This window comes from Sphingobacterium sp. B29, assembly GCF_001952815.1.
Lineage (GTDB): Bacteria > Bacteroidota > Bacteroidia > Sphingobacteriales > Sphingobacteriaceae > Sphingobacterium > Sphingobacterium siyangense.
Genome location: NZ_CP019158.1, coordinates 2,311,046 through 2,334,227, shown reverse-complemented (window position 1 = coordinate 2,334,227; position 23,182 = coordinate 2,311,046). Strand labels below are relative to the sequence as shown.

General features: G+C 38.4%; 21 protein-coding genes and 1 tRNA gene. 10 read left to right on the top strand and 12 right to left on the bottom strand.

What is annotated here, in order from left to right:
• The first annotated feature begins 11 nt into the window (after nucleotides 1-11).
• The 3 genes from murB (at nucleotide 12) to BV902_RS09655 (ending at nucleotide 2,078) form a co-directional block, all read left to right on the top strand.
• Nucleotides 12-1,028, top strand: a complete 1,017-nt coding sequence (gene murB, locus BV902_RS09665; protein ID WP_083663802.1) for a UDP-N-acetylmuramate dehydrogenase — start codon at nucleotides 12-14, stop codon at nucleotides 1,026-1,028.
• Between the two features lie 263 nt (nucleotides 1,029-1,291).
• Nucleotides 1,292-1,801 carry an RNA polymerase sigma factor gene (locus BV902_RS09660; protein ID WP_075991748.1) on the top strand — a complete coding sequence of 170 codons (510 nt, stop codon included), beginning with the start codon at nucleotides 1,292-1,294 and terminating at the stop codon, nucleotides 1,799-1,801.
• A gap of 31 nt (nucleotides 1,802-1,832) precedes the next feature.
• Complete coding sequence (locus BV902_RS09655) at nucleotides 1,833-2,078, top strand: cytochrome b5 domain-containing protein (RefSeq protein ID WP_075991747.1); 246 nt, start codon at nucleotides 1,833-1,835, stop codon at nucleotides 2,076-2,078.
• On the opposite strand, the gene BV902_RS09650 is transcribed toward BV902_RS09655, so the two are convergent.
• The 3 genes from BV902_RS09650 to mgtE form a co-directional block, all read right to left on the bottom strand.
• Nucleotides 2,079-2,993 carry a PfkB family carbohydrate kinase gene (locus tag BV902_RS09650; RefSeq protein WP_075991746.1) on the bottom strand — a complete coding sequence of 305 codons (915 nt, stop codon included), beginning with the start codon at nucleotides 2,991-2,993 and terminating at the stop codon, nucleotides 2,079-2,081.
• Nucleotides 2,994-3,050: 57 nt separating this feature from the next.
• A tRNA-Asn gene (locus tag BV902_RS09645) sits at nucleotides 3,051-3,124 on the bottom strand.
• Between the two features lie 245 nt (nucleotides 3,125-3,369).
• Nucleotides 3,370-4,746: a magnesium transporter gene (mgtE, locus tag BV902_RS09640; protein WP_075991745.1), complete on the bottom strand. Its 1,377-nt coding sequence runs from the start codon at nucleotides 4,744-4,746 to the stop codon at nucleotides 3,370-3,372.
• Between the two features lie 684 nt (nucleotides 4,747-5,430).
• Here mgtE and BV902_RS09635 point away from each other — a divergent pair.
• A complete protein-coding gene (locus BV902_RS09635; protein WP_237242059.1) occupies nucleotides 5,431-8,241 on the top strand; it encodes a hypothetical protein in 2,811 nt (936 codons plus the stop codon).
• On the opposite strand, the gene BV902_RS09630 is transcribed toward BV902_RS09635, so the two are convergent.
• The 4 genes from BV902_RS09630 to BV902_RS09620 form a co-directional block, all read right to left on the bottom strand.
• Entirely contained in the window at nucleotides 8,238-9,107 is an 870-nt protein-coding gene (locus tag BV902_RS09630) for an endonuclease/exonuclease/phosphatase family protein (RefSeq protein ID WP_083663543.1), read from the bottom strand. The two genes, BV902_RS09635 and BV902_RS09630, sit on opposite strands and share 4 nt — an antisense overlap.
• Nucleotides 9,108-9,272: 165 nt before the next feature.
• Nucleotides 9,273-10,463 carry a phosphoglycerate kinase gene (locus tag BV902_RS09625; RefSeq protein ID WP_075991742.1) on the bottom strand — a complete coding sequence of 397 codons (1,191 nt, stop codon included), beginning with the start codon at nucleotides 10,461-10,463 and terminating at the stop codon, nucleotides 9,273-9,275.
• 216 nt (nucleotides 10,464-10,679) lie between these two features.
• Nucleotides 10,680-11,231: a S49 family peptidase gene (locus BV902_RS28545; protein ID WP_335682275.1), complete on the bottom strand. Its 552-nt coding sequence runs from the start codon at nucleotides 11,229-11,231 to the stop codon at nucleotides 10,680-10,682.
• Entirely contained in the window at nucleotides 11,194-12,447 is a 1,254-nt protein-coding gene (locus tag BV902_RS09620) for a S49 family peptidase (protein WP_335682264.1), read from the bottom strand. Before BV902_RS09620 ends, BV902_RS28545 begins: the two co-directional genes overlap by 38 nt.
• Before the next feature lie 241 nt (nucleotides 12,448-12,688).
• Here BV902_RS09620 and folK point away from each other — a divergent pair, with 241 nt between their 5' ends.
• Both folK and BV902_RS09610 read left to right on the top strand, forming a co-directional pair.
• The gene (gene folK, locus BV902_RS09615; protein WP_237242057.1) at nucleotides 12,689-13,117 is read left to right on the top strand and encodes a 2-amino-4-hydroxy-6-hydroxymethyldihydropteridine diphosphokinase; all 429 of its coding nucleotides are present in this window, start codon (nucleotides 12,689-12,691) and stop codon (nucleotides 13,115-13,117) included.
• Between the two features lie 56 nt (nucleotides 13,118-13,173).
• Nucleotides 13,174-13,518 carry an Hpt domain-containing protein gene (locus BV902_RS09610; RefSeq protein ID WP_075991741.1) on the top strand — a complete coding sequence of 115 codons (345 nt, stop codon included), beginning with the start codon at nucleotides 13,174-13,176 and terminating at the stop codon, nucleotides 13,516-13,518.
• Here the strand turns inward: BV902_RS09610 and pssA are convergent.
• Both pssA and rho read right to left on the bottom strand, forming a co-directional pair.
• Nucleotides 13,515-14,201 carry a CDP-diacylglycerol--serine O-phosphatidyltransferase gene (gene pssA / locus BV902_RS09605; protein WP_075991740.1) on the bottom strand — a complete coding sequence of 229 codons (687 nt, stop codon included), beginning with the start codon at nucleotides 14,199-14,201 and terminating at the stop codon, nucleotides 13,515-13,517. The two genes, BV902_RS09610 and pssA, sit on opposite strands and share 4 nt — an antisense overlap.
• A gap of 74 nt (nucleotides 14,202-14,275) precedes the next feature.
• A complete protein-coding gene (rho, locus tag BV902_RS09600) occupies nucleotides 14,276-15,775 on the bottom strand; it encodes a transcription termination factor Rho (RefSeq protein ID WP_075994695.1) in 1,500 nt (499 codons plus the stop codon).
• 305 nt (nucleotides 15,776-16,080) lie between these two features.
• Between rho and BV902_RS09595 the strand changes: the two genes are divergently transcribed.
• The 3 genes from BV902_RS09595 (at nucleotide 16,081) to BV902_RS09585 (ending at nucleotide 20,156) form a co-directional block, all read left to right on the top strand.
• The gene (locus tag BV902_RS09595; protein ID WP_075991739.1) at nucleotides 16,081-17,808 is read left to right on the top strand and encodes an MFS transporter; all 1,728 of its coding nucleotides are present in this window, start codon (nucleotides 16,081-16,083) and stop codon (nucleotides 17,806-17,808) included.
• A 241-nt stretch (nucleotides 17,809-18,049) separates the two neighbouring features.
• The gene (locus tag BV902_RS09590) at nucleotides 18,050-18,913 is read left to right on the top strand and encodes an N-acetylglucosamine kinase (RefSeq protein ID WP_046671899.1); all 864 of its coding nucleotides are present in this window, start codon (nucleotides 18,050-18,052) and stop codon (nucleotides 18,911-18,913) included.
• A gap of 625 nt (nucleotides 18,914-19,538) precedes the next feature.
• Entirely contained in the window at nucleotides 19,539-20,156 is a 618-nt protein-coding gene (locus BV902_RS09585; protein ID WP_237242055.1) for a UDP-2,3-diacylglucosamine diphosphatase, read from the top strand.
• Nucleotides 20,157-20,236: 80 nt separating this feature from the next.
• On the opposite strand, the gene BV902_RS09580 is transcribed toward BV902_RS09585, so the two are convergent.
• Together BV902_RS09580 and BV902_RS09575 are read right to left on the bottom strand one after the other, a co-directional pair.
• Nucleotides 20,237-20,920 (bottom strand): metal-dependent hydrolase, encoded by a 684-nt coding sequence (locus BV902_RS09580; RefSeq protein ID WP_075991738.1) that lies wholly within the window; start codon nucleotides 20,918-20,920, stop codon nucleotides 20,237-20,239.
• 10 nt (nucleotides 20,921-20,930) lie between these two features.
• On the bottom strand, nucleotides 20,931-21,245 hold the full coding sequence (locus tag BV902_RS09575; protein ID WP_075991737.1) for a YbaB/EbfC family nucleoid-associated protein: 315 nt from the start codon (nucleotides 21,243-21,245) through the stop codon (nucleotides 20,931-20,933).
• 185 nt (nucleotides 21,246-21,430) lie between these two features.
• Here BV902_RS09575 and BV902_RS09570 point away from each other — a divergent pair, with 185 nt between their 5' ends.
• Complete coding sequence (locus BV902_RS09570) at nucleotides 21,431-22,057, top strand: hypothetical protein (protein ID WP_075991736.1); 627 nt, start codon at nucleotides 21,431-21,433, stop codon at nucleotides 22,055-22,057.
• Nucleotides 22,058-22,125: 68 nt separating this feature from the next.
• Here the strand turns inward: BV902_RS09570 and BV902_RS09565 are convergent, their stop codons facing one another.
• On the bottom strand, nucleotides 22,126-23,172 hold the full coding sequence (locus BV902_RS09565; protein WP_075991735.1) for a hypothetical protein: 1,047 nt from the start codon (nucleotides 23,170-23,172) through the stop codon (nucleotides 22,126-22,128).
• Nucleotides 23,173-23,182 lie beyond the last annotated feature (10 nt).

Here is a 23,182-nt window from a genome sequence, read left to right as displayed (position 1 = left end):
CTAAAGTCAATATGAAATTAAACATTCAATCGAATATATCTTTAAAAGCTTTCAATACGTTTGGAATCGAAGAAAAGACAAATTTTCTAATCGAAGTGAATGACAATGAAACATTGACCGAAATTTTTAAAAATGATATTTTTAAAGAGAACTTTTTTGTTCTTGGAGCTGGTAGCAATGTCCTTTTCACCAAAGCATTCGAAGGATATATTATTCGAATGAACAGCAAGGGTATACAAGCAAATCTAGATGGCGACGATGTCTATGTCACAGCGCAAGCTGGAGAGATCTGGAATGACTTCGTTTGGTACTGTATCGAACATAATTACGCTGGCATTGAAAACATGGCCCTGATTCCCGGCACTGTCGGGGCTTCACCCGTGCAAAACATCGGTGCCTATGGTACGGAGTTAATGTATGTCTTTCACGAATGTCAGGCTTTCGATACGCATACCGGCAACTTTGCCACATTCAAAAAAGAAGATTGCAATTTCTCCTACCGTGACAGCATCTTTAAAACAGCTCATAAAGGACGGTTTATCATTACCCAGGTAACCTATAAGCTTAGCCGAACAGCTCATATCAATACAACTTATGGTGCAATAGAAGCCGAACTCGCTAAAGAAAATATAACGAACCCAAGTATTGCCGATATCGCAAGCATTGTCTCCAAAATCCGTGTAGAAAAGCTCCCTGACCCAAGTACAGTGGGAAATGCCGGAAGTTTCTTTAAGAACCCCGTAGTTACAGCATCGACTTTTGAGCCTCTTCAGAAAGAATACCCCACAATACCGCATTATCCAATGCCTAATAATGAAACAAAATTGGCTGCTGGATGGTTAATAGAACAATGCGGTTGGAAAGGAAAAGAATATGGACAAGCAGGTGTATGGAAAAATCAGGCACTTGTACTAATAAATAGACAAAACGCTACAGGACAGGAAATTTATAATCTATCGGAACAAATCATAAGTGATGTAGCCAACAAATTTGGCATTAAGCTGGAGCGTGAGGTTAATTTACTGTAAAGATTTAAAAAAAGTAAAAATATTTTTTTTTAAATCTGAAAGTGAAAGAAAAACAGGCTTCACTTTAGTAAAACATCACTTTGAGCTAATTTTATTTACTTAAAGTTAGCCTGCGCAAACGTTTGCTCTGCTTAAAATAATCTTAAAATTATATTAACAAATCTAATTTTGCTATTTTTGGCGCATTATTTGCCTCATACTTAATGAACCGCATTTTATAAACGTACTGTTTTGTAAAAAGAACAGTTATAATTCATTAAGCTATGACAAAGAATGAATTTGACACCATGGTTATTGAGCAATCGGACTCATTAAAACTCTACGCCAGAAATTTTACCAGTGATTACGAAGATGCCAACGATCTCGTTCAGGACACTATCCTGAAAGCTGTGACCTATTTTAAAAATTTCAAAGAAGGAACCAATTTGAAAGGATGGCTTTACACCATCATGAAAAATACGTTTATTAATAACTATAGACGTATTGTGAAAACCAATTCTTTCATTACGAAAGACGAGGATATTTCTAACTCTAACCTCCTATTATCCGCCTCCTCAAATCAGGGCGAAAGCAAATTTGTCATGGAAGACATCCATGAAGCTTTATCTAGTCTTTCCGAAGAATACTACATCCCATTTTCACTGTACTTTGAAGGGTTTAAATACCACGAGATATCTGAACATTTAAATATCCCTATCGGAACGGTAAAAACAAGAATACATGTCGCTAGAAAATTAATGAAAAGATCACTATCGGCATATAAAGTAGCCTAGTTTTTCTATCTTCGCCTTTTTACAATTACGAATGGCAGAAGAATTATCGGAATACAGCAAAAGCCAACTGGCTTTACGTAATGGTCAGGACAAACCACAGATCTGGGTTGCCTATCGCGGATTTATCTATGATGTCGGAGAAAGTAGACTGTGGAAAGACGGGATGCATTACGAGCATTGGGCCGGACAAGATCTAACTGAGGAGCTCCAAGAAGCCCCTCATTCAGCATCTGTATTTTCAAAATTTCAGATCGTCGGAAAACTGAAAGATCAATGATTATAAATTAAACTGAGATAGGGCAACAAAAGCATTCAAACGCTTTTGTATGTCCTCTTCGGTAAGATCAACCAAACGATCTGTTCCAAATTTCTCTACACAGAATGAAGCTAGCGCAGAACCAAAAATCAACGCATTCTTCATATTTGTAAAGTTTATACTTTTTACTTTGGCAAGATAGCCAATGAAACCTCCCGCAAAGGAATCCCCCGCGCCCGTTGGATCAAACACATCTGCTAATGGTAGAGCTGGCGCAGAAAAAATCTGATTCTCTCCAAAAAGAAGCGCACCGTGTTCACCTTTTTTGATAATTAAATATTTAGGTCCCATTGCTAAAATGACTTTTGCAGCTTTAACCAGAGAATACTCTCCCGATAGCTGTCTCGCCTCTGAATCATTGATGGCTAACACATCAACCTTTAGAAGAACCTTTCTTAGGTCATCCATGGCAACATTCATCCAGTAGTTCATCGTATCCAGAACCACAAGCTTAGGTTTGTGTACCAAGCGCTCCAACGTTGTTAATTGTATTTGAGGTGTAAGATTACCCAAGAGAAGATACTCACAATCCTGATAACTTTCAGGAATAATTGGATCAAAATCAGCCAATACATTTAAGTCTGTCGCCAGGGTATCACGGCTATTCATATCGTTATGATACCTGCCTGACCAAGAAAAAGTTTGCCCACCAGTAATCACCTGGACACCCGTAACATCTATACCACGGTTCCTGATAAGATCGAGATTGTCATTTCCAAAATCCTCCCCAACAACACTGACCAATTTGATTTGATCACATAGATATGATGCCGCCAGACTAGCAAATGTACCGGCACCACCCAGAATTTTGTCAGTTTTACCGAACGGTGTTTCTATTGTATCGAAAGCCACCGTACCAATAATTACTAAACTCATAGTTTTTTAATAAGCATGGTAAACAAAAAAACCGGCGTAAAGCCGGTTTCAATATTGCTCCTGAAGCTGGGCTCGAACCAGCGACCCTCTGATTAACAGTCAGATGCTCTAACCTGCTGAGCTATTCAGGAGTGTTTTTCAATTTTTCCGGAGACCCTATCGCGTTTCCGTGATGCAAGTATCGGAAGATTATTAGAATACTACAAATTTTTTGAGCACATTTTTTACAACTTCCTAAATTCCAATTAGAATAATTTATTTTTATTTTTCATACTGCTCCACAAAATCCCCTTTTCAGCACTTAAACCAACATTATCCTTCTTTTACCTTCAATAGTTATTAGCTGATCAATGGCAATATTGTAAATTCAGTACGATTATAGTAGCACGCCTTTCAAAATAAGCGTCGCTACACTAAAATAAATCAGCAAACCTGTTACATCGACTAATGTCGACACAAAAGGCGCTGAAGAACTCGCAGGGTCGGCCCCAAGCCGTTTCATAACAAAAGGCAACATAGACCCCGTCAACGACCCCCAGAGGACAACACCCACCAAGGACAAAGAAATAACCAATGCAACCAACACCCAATACTCACCATAGCTATGCGCAAAAGACTGCCATGCCATAATCCTTATAAAACCCAGCGCTCCCAAAATAAGTCCCAGCAGTAAACCCGACAGAATCTCTCTTCGCATCACACGCCACCAGTCCCCCAAGGTAACTTCCCCCAAGGCCATCGCCTGAATAATTAATGTTGACGCTTGCGAACCGCTATTCCCACCACTGGAAATAATAACAGGCATCAGCGCAAACAACATAATCGCACTTGCCATTTGCTCCTCGAAGTGCTCAATAACTGTAGCGGTCAAAAGTTGCCCCAAAAAAAGCACAATAAGCCAACCAGCTCTTTTCTTGACCAAGTTCTTAATAGACACATCCAGGTAAGGCTCGTCCAAAGCCTCCGTTCCCCCGATACGCTGCATATCTTCCGTGTACTCCTCGTTTGCTACCCAAAGAATATCATCGACAGTCACTATCCCCAACATAACCCCCTGTTCGTCGACAACAGGCAAGGCCACTCGGTTATTCATCCGGAAGATGTTGATAGCTTCCTCCTGGGGATCGTAAGCATTAAGCGAAATCAGACGATGATCGATCAGTTCGCCAACGACTCTATCTGGCTCCGCCATCAGCACATCTTTAATCCGAATATCATCTACCAGCTTCCCATTTCCATCAATCACATAGAGTACATCTATCGTCTCCGAATCTCTGCCATAACGTCTAATATGTCCCAATATTCGTTCAATACTCCAGTGCTCTTTTACGGTAATATAATCGGGGGTCATTAGACGCCCAACGCTATCTTCTGGATAGCCCAACAACGCCAATGCTTCAACACGATCTTTGGGTGGTAATAGTAAAATTAAATGCTTAATATCGTCCTTCATTTCTGAAAAAAAAGAAGTCCGATCGTCGGGGGGTAACTCGTTAATTAGTGCGCTAATTTTCGCTTTAGAAAGCTTCTTAAAAATCCTGTTTTGAGTAGGAAAATCCAGAATACGAAAAACGTTAACTGCGCGATTCAAATTTAATGATTCAATAAATAGTGAGCCATGTTCGGGCAACTCATCAATCAGCTCCTCTACTTCTGAAATATTTAATTCATTCAAAAATTCTTCCAGCCCAACAAGATCTCCACTTGCTATCAATTGCTCTATTTGATTCACCTGCATTTCCAGTTCTTCCATATCTCCTATCAATTTAAAAATCCTACATCTACACAAAATTTATATGTTACAAAAATCGCTTTTTTAAAGTAAATTCTGCATAAAAAAATAAATAATAAAAACCTGCTGCCTGTCGCTGTAATTGGGATAAATACCCCCGCACAACGTTCAATGCTCAAATCAAAAACAAGACAGTTTGTCATCAACAAAAATTAAAGAGAAAACCGTTCTCGCCAATAACTTCAACAGGTCTAGACAAAAGAAAGACGACGAAATTTATCGTCTAATCACCGATCCATTTTTTTATCGAATAAAATAAATCAGACGACACCCAACTCACCAACAGCGCCCCCAAAAGCAACAACCCACGGTCGTCAGATTTTTATACAAAAAAAGCAAACAAATTTTCCAAACACAGTCTTAGAATCGCCAATTATTTAAGTATATTCGCCGTATGCTTTAACCTGTTCAATATAGCGCATTTTTTCAGAACAACCCATTATTATCAGGTTATTTTAAAGAAAAAACAGGATAAAAAAAGCAAAACATAAAAAACATAAAGACCTAATATTCAAAGAAAAAACAATTTAAAACAGAACCTAAAATTCATATAAACAGGAATAATAAAACTAAAAAAAATAGCAAACACACGATATACAGAAATTAATGAGACATAAAAACATAATTATCAATACATTATCATTATTGTCATTAATAATATATTCACAAAAAAGTTCGGCTCAATTTTTTGAAGACAGCCAAGCCCCTTTAAGCCAAAAATGGTATAAGATTGAAACGAAGAATTTTCAACTTATTTTCCCCGAAGAAATGAAGAGCAAGGCCCCTACCCTAGCTGACCAGGTTAACCGATCGCTGCGTACAACTTCTAGAAACTACAAAATAACACCACGGAAAATTCCATTCATTATCCATAACACGAATCTACAAACGAATGGTTTTGTACAGTTGTCTCCACGTAAATCTGAACTGTACAGCACCGCCGGAGCAGAGCCAGACAATCAGACCTGGCTACCCAATTTGATCCTGCATGAGTCAAGACACGTAAGTCAATTTGACAAATTGACAGGCAAACTACGCGCTCCATTTTTTGAACAATTAGCCCTAGCCTACTATGGACTGACCGTCCCTTCTTGGTATTTCGAAGGGGATGCAACGCTAACAGAAACGATATATTCGGAGGGAGGAAGAGGAAGATTACCCGCTTTTGAAATGCCAATCAAAGCAAACTTTCAATCGAATCACAACTATAGTTTTAATAAATATTTACTGGGATCCTATAAAGATATTGTCCCGAGTTACTATACAATCGGCTATCTGATGACCTCCACTTTAAAATCAGAATTACCCTCGAATTATGAAGCCGACCTCTTTTCAGAGCTTAACAAAAAACCGCTATACCCCTATAATATCAATCGCGTTTTAAAGAAAAAAATAGGTGGAAATAGTGCCTATTTATACAAGAAAACAATAGCAAATTTAGATGCCATATGGAATAAAAAAACAAGCGATTATCAATACCAGAAGTACACAGAAATAAACAAAAAAAACAACAATTATTACAACAGTAATTTATTGCCGAAACACAAGAACGGTCTGATCTATTTTATTAAACAGAATCCACAAAAGACCAATGCAATTTACACCTATGATACGGAAACAAACACAGAAAATAGGCTCGTCAAAACCGGCATACAGTTGACGCCACATTTTGACGTAAACAGCAATTACATCTTATGGGATGAGCTGCATAAAGATCCGCGTTTCAACAAGAGAACATACAGCGTCATCAATATCATGAATCTCAAAACAGGGAAAATTAACCAGCTCAGCAAACAGACGAGATATTATTCACCTATTTTTAGCCCACTAGACGAAACCATCGCCTGTGTTGAGGTAGATTTATCCAACGACAGCTATCTGACGCTTATAAACCTTAAAAACAACAGTATCATCAAACGGATTAAAATAGGTAATGCCGAACAGCTCCAACACCCAGCTTTCAACCCCCAAGGAGATAAAATAATAGGTATACGATTATCCCAATATGGAACCGCATTATGTGAAATTGACCTGAATAATAACAAAATCACCAACCTGACACCATGGGGTAACCAACAATATGAAAGACCGCAATACCTTTCAGGTATGAAGATTATCACAAAAGCTAACTTCAATGGTATCGATAATATCTACACTATTGATCTCTTATCTGGTAAAAAACAGCTGCTGACAAAGGCACAGTTTGGCGCGTTCAACCCTTTTTACGACAAGGACACAAGGCAATTATTCTTCAACGATTACCAATACAATGGCTACAAAATCGCCCAAACATCCATAGACACAACATTTGATATCCGTCCCGAAACAGATTATTTTTCGCATTACTATAGCACAGCACTAATGAAAGACAGCGTAAAAAATATCGCTTCAGTCTCAGTTGATACTAGTCAACACTACCAAATTGTTCCCTATCGTGGACTAGGTAGAACCTTCAATTTTCATAGTCTTTCGCTAAGTAGCAGCAATTTTGAAAGCTTCGACAATTTTAAACCCGGCGTCTTCTGGTTATCAAACAATATCTTAAACACCACACAAATTGCACTGGGATATGAATATGACACCGACATTCGAAAAGGAGTATACTCGGCAGAACTGACCTACAACAAGTACTTCCCAAAATTCTCAATACGTTATGAAAACAGAGGGCAAATCGCAGCAGCAAGCATCCCCAATAAACCGGACAGTAGCATCCGTTTCGACTGGCGCGAGCATTATATATCCTCACAGATCTCCATCCCACTCTCCTTTTACAGAAGAGACTACGTCTATTCCACTGGATTCAACCTCGCAACAGCTTATCTAAGGCGCTATGATCTTAGCCGAACAGATGTCAAAAACTTTAATTACGAGACTGCATTTCCATTAACATACCAGCTTTACCTCAATCGCAATGCGCGTATGGCCAGTATGGATCTCTACCCAAGATGGGGGCAAAATTTTAGCGTCACCTATCGGCATACCCCCTTCGAAAACAATGCAAAAGGTGAAATTTTATCAGCACGAACAGTATTTTATCTACCTGGATTCATGAGCAATCACGGCTTTCAAATCAGACTGAGCGCCCAAACAGGATCAGGAATTTATCAATATATCAACGATATCCCTTTAGTGAGTGGATTTAGCTACTACAAATATGAAAAAATAAAAAATACGTTATTGGTCAACTATCGTTTCCCCATAGCTTATCCCGACCTTGGTTTAGGATCCTTAGCTTATATTAAACGCGTAAAAGGTGGAATATTTGCCGATTATCAAAACATACACAAACACAGGGAGATTTCACCAAAAAGTTTTGGAGCCTATCTATCGCTTGATTTCAATGCATTCAGATACCCACTTCCAGATTTCGAATTCGTCGTTAAGGCCACCTATATCAATGACAACACGGCAACGCAACGTGTTGTTCCAACATTCAGTTTAAACTACACTTATTAGGGATGAATAGCCCAGTTAAAATTCAGTGCCAAGGCATAATGATCCGACAGAGGCAGCCCTTTCATATTGGTGAATAGGTTATTTTCTATATTATAATCCCGGGCAGCAAGACTTAGGTGACTGCTGCTCCGGTAAAGAATCTTATCGATAGATTCGCTTTGATTACCGATAGACAACATATGTGGAGGCTTAAACTCATGTCGCACCTCTGGCACTAAACCTCCATTTTCGAGCTCAACCCAGCTGTCAACCAAAGCTGTGGAATCCATAAAATCATGCAGGTTATCATCACAAAAACTATAATGTGCATTAAAATCACCCATGACAATAAGCGGCTTATCGCTCGAATGTTCTCCGATATAATCACGTAACTGATTGAGATTATCCCGACGTGCGCTTGAAGCTTTCCTGCTATTCTGCGCATTCGCATGAACGTTATAAACATCCAACCAGACTTCAGGAACGATTTCTATCTGAACTAAGGTAAAGCCCTTCGGTGTTAGAAAATCTGCTCCCGTACGTTTCTTCCAGGGCACGCGAACAACATCGGTCATTGGAAAATGAGACAAGGTATTGAGACCATCACCAAAGGGAACACGTCCCTTGGTTTTCGTGCGATAGGGATGTGAATTCCCACCCCAATATAAACTTCTATTATAATTGAAATCCTCCTGTACATTAACAATATCAAAAGGATTGATCTTCTTTCCAATTTCAGCAATACTTCTACTTCTACCTGTAATCGCAGAAGAAATAATCCCGGGCAAACCCGCGACATTATACGTCAATACCGAAAAAAAACCAGAATTACCTTTTTCTTTACTTTTATTAGCATCCATCAATATCTGCATATATAACCACGTCATGATAAATTTAGCAAATACAATAAAAACTCACCAGTACTACACAAACATTTAACAGATAATTGATTTAATCTGACATTACATCAATAGTTCACCGCGCGATACAGCATTTTTTAAACAAAAAAGGGACAACGTTCCGTCATCCCTTTACCTAAAATTTGATTTATATTAATCTTCAAGTGCCTTCACACCTGGAAGAATTTTTCCTTCCATGTATTCCAAAAGCGCACCACCACCGGTACTGACGTAACTTACATCCTCAGACATACCAAATTTACTTACCGCAGCAGCTGAATCACCACCCCCTATTAAAGAGAATGCACCATTCTTCGTTGCTTCCACAACAGCATCAGCAACAGCTTTGGTACCCTTCGCAAAGGTATCAAATTCAAAAACACCCATCGGACCATTCCAAAGAACTGTCTTAGAATTTTTGATGATCGCTGCGAAATTTGCTGCAGACTCCTGTCCGATATCAAGACCTTGCAAATCTGCAGGAATTTGATCATTTGGTCCATCATACACATTGGCATCGTTTGAAAATGCATCTGCAATCTGAGCATCCGTAGGAATAACCAGGTTTACACCTTTTTCCTTCGCTTTTTTTACCAACTCATTCGCTAAATCAAGTTTATCGATTTCAACCAATGATTGACCAATTTCACCGCCTCTAGCTTTGATAAACGTATAAGCCATGCCTCCACCGATCAAAAGATTATCAACTTTATCCAATAAGGCCTCAATTAACTGAATTTTATCAGAAACTTTTGCACCACCCATGATTGCTGTAAAAGGTCTAACCGGATTATTCAATACTTTCTCCGCATTTCCAACTTCTGCTGCCATCAAGTAACCGCTATATTTAGCTCCCGGGAAAAATTGTGCAACAATTGCTGTCGAAGCATGAGCTCTGTGCGCTGTGCCGAAAGCATCGTTTACATAGATATCACCTAATTTTGACAACTTCTCTGCAAACTCAACATCTCCCTTTTCTTCTTCTTTATAGAAGCGAAGGTTTTCTAGCAATAAAACCTGACCAGCTTGTAAAGCTGCAGCCTTTTCTACAGCCTCTGTGCCGATACAGTCATTGGCAAACTGAACATCAGTACCTAAAACCTGTGAAAGATGAGCAACAATATGTTTTAATGAATACTTATCAGTAGGACCATCTTTTGGCCTTCCTAAGTGGGACATCAATATCACGCTTCCACCATCATTCAAAATCTTCTTTATTGTTGGAGCCGCTCCCTGGATACGATTATCATCCGTAATATTGAAATTTTCATCCAAAGGCACGTTGAAATCCACACGTACCAAGGCTTTTTTACCTGCAAAATTTAAATCGTCTACTGTTTTCATTATGTAACTTTATTGATTTGGGATTAGGTCGTTTTGTCAAACGAACAGCTAAATATAAAAAAAAGCATTTGCTTTCATTAGAAATAATTATTTATTAATGGCAATTCTTACCTTGGATCGAACTACTCGTCACACAACGTAAGAATTACCTACATCGTCATAAATCATAATAATCTACAACCATCCGACGATTGGACTCGCTTTGCGAATCAATTGCTAGTGAATCTCAACGCTATAAGGCAATCTCGCCTGCACACCCGTCTGTGCAGTAGCTTTTTTCATGACATCAAAATAACGATAGTATTCGCCCATTTGCTCTTTTGCAACCCAAACTTGTACTTTTTCTTTTGAATTATTCAATATTGAGGTAAAAGGATCTTCTTTCTCCGGATACTGGGACACTTTGTATTTGCTTAAGTTGGCCTTTTTAGCGGCAGCCTGAATAGCGGCATCCAAGTTTCCGAGACGGTCAACCAATTTATTATTCAGTCCTTGCGCACCGGTCCAAACTCTTCCCTGCCCAATACTATCAACATCAGCAATGGATAATTTACGGCCGTCTGCAACAACTTTCGTAAATGTACCATATACTTTATCAACTTCCCGCTGGATGATATCCCTTTCTTCCGCTGTCAACGGGCGATCAAAAGAAGTCATCAAATCGGCAAACTTACCCGTTTTTACACCATCGTAATGTACTCCAATCTTATTGTTCATCAGATTTTGGAAATTAGGAATCACGCCAAATACGCCAATAGATCCTGTAATCGTAGTAGGTTCGGCAAATATCGAATCCGCTGCCGCTGAGATATAATACCCCCCCCGATGCAGCTAAATCTCCCATGGAAACAATGACAGGCTTCACTTTCTTGGTCAAGATAACCTCCCGCCAAATAATATCTGAAGCCAAAGCAGATCCACCGGGTGAATTGACGCGCAAAACAACAGCTTTAACCGCATCGTCTTCTCTTAATTTTCGTAGTTCGCGGGAGAATTTATCACCGCCGATTATTCCAGGTCCCGTTCCTTCACCGTCAACAATTTCTCCGGCAGCATAAAGAACCGCAACTTCAGATCCACTCGCATCGTCTTTTATCTTTTTATTATAATCCAATAAGGAGACAAACGATATTTCATCTTTTTCCGAAATTTTCAAACGTTTTCTCAAGTCTGACAAAAGTTCGTCTTTATACAGCTTGGCATCCGCAAGCTTATATTTTACCGCATCGTCCGCATCCCGAACGCGATAGTCATTTGCTATAGCCCGTAATGAATCGGCAGCAATATTTCTGCTCGCTGCTATTTCATTAATAAAAGTATTATATATACTTCCCAAATATGATGTTACCTGCAAACGATTGGGATCACTCATTTTATTCAAAAAGTAAGGTTCAACGGCACTTTTAAATGTACCCACCTTCACAATCTGCATCTCTACTCCAACCTTATCCAAGAGGTCTTTATAGAACATAGTAGAACTTGCCAAGCCTCTGAAATCAATCGTGCCTTGTGGATTAACATATACTTTATCGGCGGTGCTCGCTACATAATAGGCCTTTTGGTCATACCCGGCATTATAAGCAACAACAAATTTCCCGGTTTTCTTAAAGGCCAAAAGTTCGTCCCTGACTTCCTTTAAGCTCGCAAAACCAACTCCGATATGACTAGCATCTAAATAGACCCCTTTAATATTCCCATCCGTAGCTGCATACTTGATCCTCGCCAAAATATCGTCCAACCCAATATTTTTAGTAGAATAACCTGGAAGATTGAGACTACCCAAAGGATTCGCTTCACTTCGCTCTGTAATATCATAATCAAAAGATAGGTATAAAACCGAGTTGCTTTTAACAACAATCTCCTGATCAGAGGACGCCGAGCTGATAATCGCCCCAATTATCCCCATCAAAACAATAAACAACACAACAAAAGAGATCACAATCCCCGTAATTGTTGCCAGTACGTACTTAAAAAATGATTTCATATTTTGTAATTAAATCCGATCCATAAGATATCTTCCAAGAGAAAGACCTATTTTTCACTAAAGGTAAGGCAATATTTTTTATTCACCCAGTCTTTTATTTCATCTACACCACATTTTATTCGCGAAATTAAGGAGCCTAGCCTGAAAGAAATCTACCTATCCAAAGATCATCAATACCCTAAATCCAAAGAAATAGCCGAAATTCAAACAACTAAGTTCCCCAAAAGCTTAATTTAGCATTATGAATAAGATTTATATACTTTTGGGCACTAACCTCGGAGACCGTTTTCAACAGCTTGATCTAGCGAGAAAACAACTTGAAACACGCGTTGGAGAAATTATTGAAGTTTCTTCGATTTATGAAACAGCGGCCTGGGGAGTCGAGGACCAACCAGCCTTTTTGAATCAGGTCGTTTTAGTAGCGTCCGAGTTACAGCCTTTGGCATGTTTAAATCTAACACAACATATCGAACAGGAATTAGGACGTATCCGTATAAAAAAATGGGGTGAAAGAGTAATTGACATCGATATACTCTACTTTAATCAGGAAATCATCGACTTGCCCGCACTGCAGATTCCACACCCTTATATCGCCGAACGGAGGTTCACACTCGAACCATTGGTAGAAATAGCTCCGGGCTATATCCATCCCGTTTACAAAAAAAAATAACGTATATTTAATGGATAAATGCAAAGACGACTTACCCGTAAAGAAAATTAGCGACGATGAACCATATCGACATTGAACTGATCCGCCAAAACATGTTTGACAACCACGAATTAATCAAACAATTTGTATCCATGTATCTTATCCAAACACCTGTGGATCTCGACAAGCTCCGACAAGCGGTAGCTGAAGGTGATCTTCAAAAGATTGGTGATACAGCCCATCATATCAAACCGACAATGGACTATATCGGTGCCTTTCACTTAAAAGAAAAATTTGAGGAATTAGAGACCAATGCAAAATATGAAGAGTCTCTCGAGGGCCTTCAGGCCACCTTCGATATTATAGATATCGAAATGAAAGAGCTCCTGTTTGAATTGGAACAATATGAAAAAACGATCTAAACCAGATCGTTTTCTTTATTGAAATGCAATGCCGATAATAGGAAATATAAAACTAAAATAATCGGTAAAGCCATAAATTGACCAACAACAAACAAGATCAACGTCATGATCAAAAATATAAAGCGAAACTTATTCGTTTTCCAGTCCATCGAACTAAATTTCATCGAAAACAACCTAATTTCACTCACCAATAGATAACTGGTTAGAAGAATACTAACGATTAATACAATCGGATTTAAAACCAATTGCGGGTACTTGTCTGCAATATAAGGCAGTGAAAGTACATAAAATGTATTCATTGGCGTATTCAAGCCAATGAAATCAGAAGTTTGACGCTCATCCAGGTTGAACTTTGCTAAACGTAAGGCCGAGAAAACAGTAATGATAAACCCTAGATAAGGCAACAGAGAGCCATCAGGAAATACCTTTGTCAATAGGGTAAACATGATTGTCCCAGGTAAAAACCCGAAACTGACCATATCGGCCAACGAATCAAGCTCTTTTCCGATTGGTGATTTAACATGAAGAAGCCGCGCCACCATTCCGTCAAAAAAATCGAATATCCCTGACGCAAAAACACAAATAGTAACCACTTGAATATTGCCTTGCAATGCCATCAATACAGCGATACAGCCACTAAATAAATTTAGGCAAGTCAGTAGATTTGGGATATGTTTTTTCATTTACAGGATCTATTTTATAAAAAAAGCCATCATTCGATTAAAAATGATGGCTAAAATATCAAAATTTGATGGGATTACCCATTCATACTGATCAAAAATTCTTCATTTGATTTAGTTCCACGCAATTGACCTTGTAAAAATTCCATGGCCTCTGTAGAATTCATATCAGATAAGTGATTACGAAGTACCCAAATACGTTGTAATGTTTCTTTGTCAGTCAATAGATCATCGCGACGTGTACTGGAAGCTGTGATATCGATCGCAGGGAAGATACGTTTGTTCGCCAACTTACGATCCAACTGTAATTCCATATTACCTGTACCTTTGAATTCTTCAAAGATAACTTCATCCATTTTAGAACCTGTATCTGTTAATGCTGTTGCTAAAATTGTCAATGAACCACCGTTTTCGATATTCCGGGCAGCACCAAAGAAACGTTTTGGCTTATGTAAAGCGTTAGCGTCCACACCACCTGACAAAATTTTACCTGACGCAGGCGCAACTGTGTTATATGCACGAGCCAATCTTGTGATTGAGTCTAACAAAATAACGACATCATGTCCACACTCTACCATACGTTTCGCTTTCTCAAGCACGATATTAGCGATTTTCACGTGGCGGTCAGCCGGCTCATCAAATGTTGAAGAAACAACTTCAGCGCGCACACTTCTCGCCATATCAGTAACCTCCTCAGGACGCTCATCAATTAATAAGATAATCAAATAAACTTCTGGGTGATTCTTTGCAATAGCATTTGCAACCTCTTTCAACAAGTTTGTTTTACCCGTTTTCGGTTGAGCAACGATTAACCCACGTTGACCTTTACCTATTGGCGTGAATAAATCCATGATACGTGTCGAATAGTTTCCAACACCCATATCCAAATTTAAACGCTCATCAGGGAATAATGGTGTCAAATAATCAAATGGCACACGATCCCGTACCTCAGCAGGATTTTGCCCATTGATAGCTTCAACCCTTACCAAAGGAAAGTATTTTTCACCCTCTTTAGGAGGACGAATACTACCACGTACCGTATCACCAGTTTTCAAACCAAATAATTTGATCTGAGATTGTGATACATAAATATCATCAGGAGAAGTCAAATAGTTGTAATCTGATGAACGTAAGAAGCCGTAACCATCAGGCATAATCTCCAATACACCCTCATTAACGATCACATTATCGAAATCTGTACTTGAAGAAGTGTTTTCTGCTTTAGGAGTTTGTGTTGCTTTTTCAGGTTGGGGACCTTTATCTGCTGATGGTGCGTCTTCGGTTGCAACCGGGGTTTCGTCTTGCTCAGAAACTTCACGTTTTCTTACCGTGACAGGTTCCGCAGTCTTTACGGTCCGCACACGTTTACGTGTACGTTCAGCATGTTCCTGGTTATCTTCCTCTACTTTAGCTGCTTTTTCAGCTGGCGCTGGAGCTGCTTCCTCTTCCCCACCAGTATTGCTAATTCTTTCGATTAATTCTTGTTTACGCAATTTATCAGCATCTGCGATACCGATCAACTTAGCAATCTCGCGCAATTCCGATACGAGTTTAGCGTTTAATTCGTTAATATCCATTAATGTGTTGTGTATGATTTTTGGATTTTTTTTTGAGCTTTTTTCTGAATTCTGATTACACACTTAAACAAGTTTCCATGATTAAATGTGATGAAGAACTTAATGATTTCTTTTAAACCCGAAGTGGATTAAATATTGAGAACCTAGACAAAGAAAAAAAACAAATTTTGTTATTTCAAAATATTTCAAAAAAAAATATTTACTATTGTAGCTAGTAAAACGATTTAACAACATTTTTAGATTGAATTTTATATTTTTTTTCATAAGTTCGTACCTTTCAAAATTTAAGTTTTTAGATCCCTTATATGGAACAGCAACAAACTAAAACCAATTACCCCGCACTCTACACATTGATTATTGTGTTTTTCTTTTGGGGGTTCATTGCGGCAGGGAACAGTGTTTTTATACCGTTCTGCAAAAATTACTTTCATTTAGACCAGTTTCAATCCCAGTTAATAGACTTTGCTTTTTATACAGCCTATTATATTGGTGCATTGTTACTATTTATCTTCAGTTCAATCGGAGGAAAGGACCTGGTTGGAAAATGGGGATATAAAAAGAGTATCGTTTACGGTTTACTTTTCTCGGCCTTGGGTGCAGCAGCCATGATTGTTGCTGTCGAAGTAAACTTGTATGTTGGTATGTTGTTGGGACTATTCGTTGTAGCCCTTGGTTTTTCATTACAACAGACTGCAGCAAATCCATTTGCCGTTTTATTGGGCGATCCAAAAACAGGTGCTTCCCGTGTTAACCTAGGTGGTGGTATCAACTCATTTGGTACAACAATAGGACCTCTTGTTATCGGATTTTCCTTATTCGGAACTTTTGAGCCTATTTCTGACTCCGAGATCGCCAACCTTCCTCTAAACAAGGTGGTTTATCTTTACATAGGTGTTGGTCTATTGTTCCTACTTGCTGCAGCATTATTTAATTTCAGTAAAAAAGTCCCTGCCGGCATTAGTGATGAACCAATGGAAAAGGCTAATAAAGCTTTACGTACATTGATCATTATGACCGTACTACTTTTTGGTATGTTCACACCGGTTTTTCTAAGCTATAAGAGCGATTTAGCCTTGCAGGTAGAGCAGTTACATAAGCAGGTTTCAAGTTTAACAGATCAGGTTCAGATTGACCAACTCAAATTGCACATTAAAGAAGTTGCCAAACCACTCGAAATGCAACGTATGCTATGGTTGGCCGGAGCATTGGTCGTTGTGATCGGCGGTTTATTGTTCTCCAATAAGAGTGCACAAAAAAATCCAGAAGGCTGGGGTGCGATGAAATATCCACAATTGGCTTTGGGTATGCTCGCCCTATTTATCTATGTCGGTATCGAAGTTGCTATCGGTAGTAACCTCGGGGAATTATTGACATTGAAGGAATTTGGTCATTTGCAATCATCGCAAATTACACCTTATGTATCTATGTATTGGGGGAGTATGATGATTGGTCGTTGGGCCGGTGCAATTACAGCCTTTAACTTGAGTAAATCGGCTAAAAATGGATTATTAATTATCGTTCCTCTGATTGCATTCTCCATTATCATCGGAGTAAATACGCTTGCAGGATTTGAAATGTCACATCTCTATTATTACGTAGTATGTATTCTTCTTCAAATTGTAGCATTCTATCTAAGTAAAGAAAAACCTGCTCGTACATTGATTATTTTCGGATTATTTGGAATCATAGCGATGTTAATTGGCCTATTCTCATCGGGTACTATTGCAATCTACGCTTTCTTATCAGGCGGTCTTGCATGTTCAATTATGTGGTCCTCGATTTTCAGTTTATCGATTGTAGGTTTAGGTAAATATACCGCTCAAGGTTCGGCATTTCTTGTCATGATGATTCTTGGTGGTGGAGTTCTTCCTCCGATTCAAGGAAAATTAGCGGATATTATCGGCATCCATAACTCGTATATTCTACCGTTAATCGGATTTTGTTATGTTGTTTTCTTTGCGATATTTGTTAAGGGAATATTAACAAAACAAGGAATCAATATTGACGAAATAGAGGCTGAAGGGGGCCATTAATACCCCTCACTAATTGTAAATAGTACACTATTTAAACAATTTTATTACACAGCTCAAAAACTGGCTTAACAATATCGTTAAGCCAGTTTTTTTATATAGTCACCAAAGTACAAAAATTTATTTTTTGAAAAATACGTGGATAAATTATGATATTTAAAATTAAAAAATGTATTTTCGGGGAATTGATTAATGAATTGATTACTCATTTTATAACGATAAACACAATTAAAACTACTCAATAATGATAATCATTGCTGACGGGGGATCAACAAAAACAAACTGGTGTTTGTTAGACGATTCGAATAAAAAAATCTACTTCAACACAGAAGGATATAACCCTTATTTTGTTGATAGTGAATACATTGTAAACTCCCTAAAAAAAGGACTACCGCAAGATTTACCTTTTGAAAAAATCTCAGAAGTAAACTATTATGGTGCAGGTGTTCATAACAAGGAAAAAGCACAAATTGTAGTTGATGCCTTAAAACAAGTATTTACTACAGCTGAAGTTGAAGTAGGACACGATCTTCTTGCAGCAGCAAGAGCATTATTAGGAACTCAAGCCGGGTTTGCTGCAATCTTAGGAACAGGAACAAACTCTTGTCTCTATGACGGCAAAGAAATCACATTAAACATCGACTCAGGTGCTTACATTTTAGGTGATGAAGGTTCTGGTAGTTATATTGGTAAAAAATTATTGGCAGACTATGTTCGTAATTTGATGCCTAAAGATGTTAAAGAAGTATTCTATAACACGTATAAAATGACAAAAGACGAAATTATGGACGCGGTTTATACCAAACCTATGCCAAATCGTTTTTGTGCTAGCTTTAGCAAATTTGTTTATGACAACAACGTAAATATCGAATATACACGTAATATCGTTGATGAAGCTTTTGAAGCATTTTTCAGAAATCTTGTTAGCAAATACCCTAATTATCAAAGCTATACTTTCAACTGTATCGGTTCGGTAGGTTATAATTTCAGAAATGTTTTGGCTGAAAAAGCTGAGCAATATGGAATGAAAGTAGGCAAGATCTTACGTTCTCCTATCGACGATTTAGTACAATTCCACATCGATAGAGCGGCAGCAACTGCCAAATAAAAAAGAAAAATAATCTTTAACATAATGAAAGGTATTCAATAAAATTGGATACCTTTTTTGTTGCTCTTCCCCCACTCTCCTGACTTTATGGTCTTCTCCTCCATGAAAATCGCCCGCTAATATTAATTTCCAATAAACTAATTCATACCGTTTTACAAGACATTTTAATGATTTAATAACAGGAATTTCATCGGTACAAAATAAAAGTATCCTTTTTTTGTAAAAGAAGATAACAGATTTATTGAATGAAAAATCGTGGCATGCAATAATACAAAAAACGGTAAAATAGACCGCTCATGATCGATTCATTTCAGGCAAATCCGTCAAAGGTGAACTATAGTCCTCAACAGCGGGGCAAACAACAAAATCAACAAAGGTTGAGACATCTTTGTAGACATAGATGAATAAACAAATTTATTGCAAATGAAAAGAAGCCTTGATATACTTGTAATCTCAGATTTACACCTAGGTACCTACGGTAGTAGAGCTAAAGAGCTTTTACTTTACCTAGAATCCGTATCTCCCAAAATACTGATACTCAATGGAGACATCGTAGACATTTGGCAATTTAAAAAAAAGTTATTTCCCACAGGAACATCTCAAAGTCATCAAAAAAATCATTGACATGAGCTCTTCGGGCACAGAGGTGCATTACATCACGGGCAATCACGATGAAATGCTGCGAAAATTTACCGATCTAAAATTAGGTAATATCAAGCTGAGCAATAAACTACTTCTCTCACTCAATAATCAAAAAGTTTGGATCTTTCATGGGGACGTTTTCGACGCATCCATTCATCATTCTAAATGGTTGGCCAAGCTGGGTGGATGGGGCTATGACAAACTTATACAGCTCAATAATATCATTAATTACTGCCTAGATAAAATGGGTAAGGAGAAATATTCTCTTTCTAAAAAGATCAAAAACTCGGTTAAAAAGGCCGTCACGTATATATCGGATTTTGAACATACAGCTACTGAACTAGCGATTGAAAAAAATTACGATTTCGTTATCTGTGGACACATCCATCAACCTCAAATCAAAGAAGTTATAACGCGAAAAGGAACCTGCACCTATATGAACTCAGGGGACTGGATTGAAAATCTCAGTAGTTTAGAATATAAAAATGGGGAATGGAAGCTGTTCTATTTTGAAGAAAACAAAGAACAAATCCTGAAGAATAAAATCATCGATATCCCTCTTTTCAGCCTGGAAGATCTTAAAAAGATTGTCATATCTTAATGAACACAACGCAGATCTGCATAAAATCAAGAAAACAATACAACAAAAAGCCGAGCTAGCTCGGCTTTTTGTTGTATTGTTTATAACTCAAATGTTGAACCGATTTCCGGCAATGACAATGAAATATCCTCATTTTGGAATTTATCCAAAGCTTGTTGTTTATCGATCGTTATTGGCGGAAATGAATCGTAATGAATACCAACTACCCGAGCACAATTCACAAATTCAGCGGCTTTAATTGCATCATCCACATCCATTGTATAATGCCCACCAATAGGCAAAAATGCCCAATCCAGCTTCATGTCTGCCAGCAATTTCATTTCCATGGTTAATGCCGTATCTCCAGCAAAATAAATTCGCTTGCCTTTTACATTAAAGACAAAACCTACAGGAAACCCACCGTATTGACCATCAGGTGTACTATTGGTATGTGCGGCATATACCATCTTTACCGAACCAAAAGGTAGTTGAACCGTTCCGCCCAAGTTAAACTCGATAACTTTATCATCAGGTACTCCCTGTCTTCTCACCCAGCCTGCCGTTTCAACAATCGCTAAAACAGTGGCACCGCTGTTTTTTTGAATCGTCGCCATATCTGCCACATGGTCCTGATGTCCATGACTTAAAAAGATATAATCCGGTTTAATTGTATTTACATCGATTTCTTTTGCAAGTGGATTATACGTAACAAATGGATCTAAAAGAACCTTCGTTCCGTCAAAATCAAACTCCACACATGATTGTCCGTAATAAGTTGCTTTCATGATAATATCGCTATTGATTAAATAATCCGCTTAGTCCTCCTAGTCCACCCAACATATCCTTGCTTGCTGCCTGCATTTCAGCCTGGCTGATATTCTCAGCTTGAGCAATTGCCTTATTCAGAGCAACCACAAGCAACTCCTCCAATTCTTCCTTATCTGCGTTTGATAAAAATACAGGATCGATGGTAACCTCTTTTATCTCTTTGTTTGCTGTCGCTACCACACGGATTAAACCACCTTCCACTTCACCAGACACAGAAATTGAATCCAATCTTTTCTTGATTTCCTCCGCCTTTTGCTGGGCTTGAAATAATTTGTCAAACATATTTATATCATTTATTTCAGGCCAATTTACAAAAATCTGCGCATACCTACTATTGCTAATTTACTTTCGCCAATGCCTCCTTTTTTTTCTGAAAGTGACTGGTCTTATTGACCAGAAAGAACCTTCAGTTCGCTTTCATTGCGCTTGGTGTCTTCGAAGTCATGAAGGTTTTGTATTTTTGCACCATGCAAAGCAATCAAGAAAAACTAGTCGCCCATATTTTGGACCAGTTGGACCTAAATCCGGCAGCTATTCCAGCTGAAACCTACGACACATTGATTTCAGATCGCCCTCAACTTGTCGACATCGATGATATGATCTCCTATATCAAACGTATCGGGACTGATCTCGATGCCATCGATAAAACAGTTGAACTGGTTGAAAAAATTGAAGACGAAACAAGTATTCTAATCCACAAGCTTAAGTTTATTTCGGCCACTGACAGGCCCAAAGTACTGGTGCTGGACCAAATACAGCCCCTTGAAATAAACCGTTCTGCCTATCTGCAGGAAGCCATAAAAATTGCAGGTGGTATTCCAGTTACGACAGAACATGATGCCGATAAAATCATCGTCATCGGCAATGGGGAACAGACATTTATCCAAATTCCACAATTGTTGAATACGGCAGCTATCGCTTCATCCAAAGCTATCGAGCTTGATCAGGTCTTTATTATGACCAGTGAACAATTTGCACAAATTCCCGGATACAATTATTTGAGCGAACTCGAATCCTTAGCCGAAATTCTTCAACCAAAATATTTCGTTTATGGTCATGAAGGGAACGATTGGCTACAATTTCAACTAAGCTAAAGAACCAAAATATAGGCATAAAAAAACAGCTCCGGTAGAACGAGAGCTGTTTTTTATGTTTTATAATTCTAGTTATATCTTCTGCGCAGGACATTGTATAATTTTTCAACGGTATGCGGCTTATCTGCCCATTTATTTTTAATAGCATAATTTGTCTGCAAAAATGCATCCGCTTCCGCGTAGCTTGTAAACCTATTCAACAATTCGACAGCCTCACTATATGCTAAACTATACCCATTAAACAAATCCTTAATAAATAAGAGCTTATCATTTAAACTTATCCCTGTTTTAATATCCGTGAGTTTATCGCTCTGTCCAGATTGATTCACCTGATAAACACGATTCTGTACACCAGCTTGTTTCTGTTGAGAGATAATTTCATTTAAGGTCAATGGTCTCGCTGGAGCTTCCTCAATGACCGTATTGATTTCCTCCTGAATAAGAACTTCTTGCGGCTGTTCAATAACGACCTCTTTTGGTTCTTCGATTACTTCTGTAACGAAGACAGTAGGTTCTTCAACTTGCGCTTTAACTTCCTTTTCTGCCTGATAAGCTAATTCCTCCACTGGAGCAGCTTCAAAAACCGGCGGAGTTGCAACAACTGGCGGACCGACAGGTTCAGCAATTGCAGGACTAGGCTCCTCCGATTGTAAAGGTTCACTTTCAGAAACAAATGGAGTTTCTGGCTCTTTCGATTTTACAGGTTCACTTTCAAAGACAAATGGGGTCTCTTTTTCCTCCACGATCGCTTCTTCATTTTCACGGCTGAAATCTTCAACTGGTTGAGCTTCTTGAACCTCTTTTTGGGGCTGTTCAGCAACAACTTGCTGCGCTGATGTTCTAATGGTAGAAGGTGGGGTAAAATAATCGTTGAAAGAAATCTTCTTACTGTCCAAGGCTGCATTACTTAAAGCATGCTGCGATTGACCTTCCTGAAGAACAGCCTTGGTCTTGAGTAAAGTTATGTAAGCCGCTACAGCCTGTGCTTTCGCTTCCAGTGTTACTAATTCGTTAATTTCGGACAAACTCCCCTGCTCTGACAAGCTTAAATACTGTCCATTTAAATCCTGTAATAAATCGCCTATCTTATTAAAAATTTCCTCTTTAGTACCCATAGTTCTATTT

Excerpts from the sequence above, each read along its gene's own strand:
- BV902_RS09585 (WP_237242055.1), top strand. The coding sequence starts at position 19,539 with ATGAGCTCTTCGGGCACAGAGGTGCATTACATCACGGGCAATCACGAT.
- folK (WP_237242057.1), top strand. The coding sequence starts at position 12,689 with ATGAATAAGATTTATATACTTTTGGGCACTAACCTCGGAGACCGTTTT.
- BV902_RS09620 (WP_335682264.1), bottom strand. The coding sequence starts at position 12,447 with ATGAAATCATTTTTTAAGTACGTACTGGCAACAATTACGGGGATTGTG.
- BV902_RS09655 (WP_075991747.1), top strand. The coding sequence starts at position 1,833 with ATGGCAGAAGAATTATCGGAATACAGCAAAAGCCAACTGGCTTTACGT.
- BV902_RS09625 (WP_075991742.1), bottom strand. The coding sequence starts at position 10,463 with ATGAAAACAGTAGACGATTTAAATTTTGCAGGTAAAAAAGCCTTGGTA.
- BV902_RS09660 (WP_075991748.1), top strand. The coding sequence starts at position 1,292 with ATGACAAAGAATGAATTTGACACCATGGTTATTGAGCAATCGGACTCA.
- BV902_RS09650 (WP_075991746.1), bottom strand. The coding sequence starts at position 2,993 with ATGAGTTTAGTAATTATTGGTACGGTGGCTTTCGATACAATAGAAACA.
- pssA (WP_075991740.1), bottom strand. The coding sequence starts at position 14,201 with ATGAAAAAACATATCCCAAATCTACTGACTTGCCTAAATTTATTTAGT.
- murB (WP_083663802.1), top strand. The coding sequence starts at position 12 with ATGAAATTAAACATTCAATCGAATATATCTTTAAAAGCTTTCAATACG.
- BV902_RS09565 (WP_075991735.1), bottom strand. The coding sequence starts at position 23,172 with ATGGGTACTAAAGAGGAAATTTTTAATAAGATAGGCGATTTATTACAG.
- BV902_RS09610 (WP_075991741.1), top strand. The coding sequence starts at position 13,174 with ATGAACCATATCGACATTGAACTGATCCGCCAAAACATGTTTGACAAC.
- rho (WP_075994695.1), bottom strand. The coding sequence starts at position 15,775 with ATGGATATTAACGAATTAAACGCTAAACTCGTATCGGAATTGCGCGAG.
- BV902_RS09595 (WP_075991739.1), top strand. The coding sequence starts at position 16,081 with ATGGAACAGCAACAAACTAAAACCAATTACCCCGCACTCTACACATTG.
- BV902_RS09575 (WP_075991737.1), bottom strand. The coding sequence starts at position 21,245 with ATGTTTGACAAATTATTTCAAGCCCAGCAAAAGGCGGAGGAAATCAAG.
- BV902_RS09580 (WP_075991738.1), bottom strand. The coding sequence starts at position 20,920 with ATGAAAGCAACTTATTACGGACAATCATGTGTGGAGTTTGATTTTGAC.
- BV902_RS09570 (WP_075991736.1), top strand. The coding sequence starts at position 21,431 with ATGCAAAGCAATCAAGAAAAACTAGTCGCCCATATTTTGGACCAGTTG.
- BV902_RS09590 (WP_046671899.1), top strand. The coding sequence starts at position 18,050 with ATGATAATCATTGCTGACGGGGGATCAACAAAAACAAACTGGTGTTTG.
- BV902_RS09630 (WP_083663543.1), bottom strand. The coding sequence starts at position 9,107 with ATGACGTGGTTATATATGCAGATATTGATGGATGCTAATAAAAGTAAA.
- mgtE (WP_075991745.1), bottom strand. The coding sequence starts at position 4,746 with ATGGAAGAACTGGAAATGCAGGTGAATCAAATAGAGCAATTGATAGCA.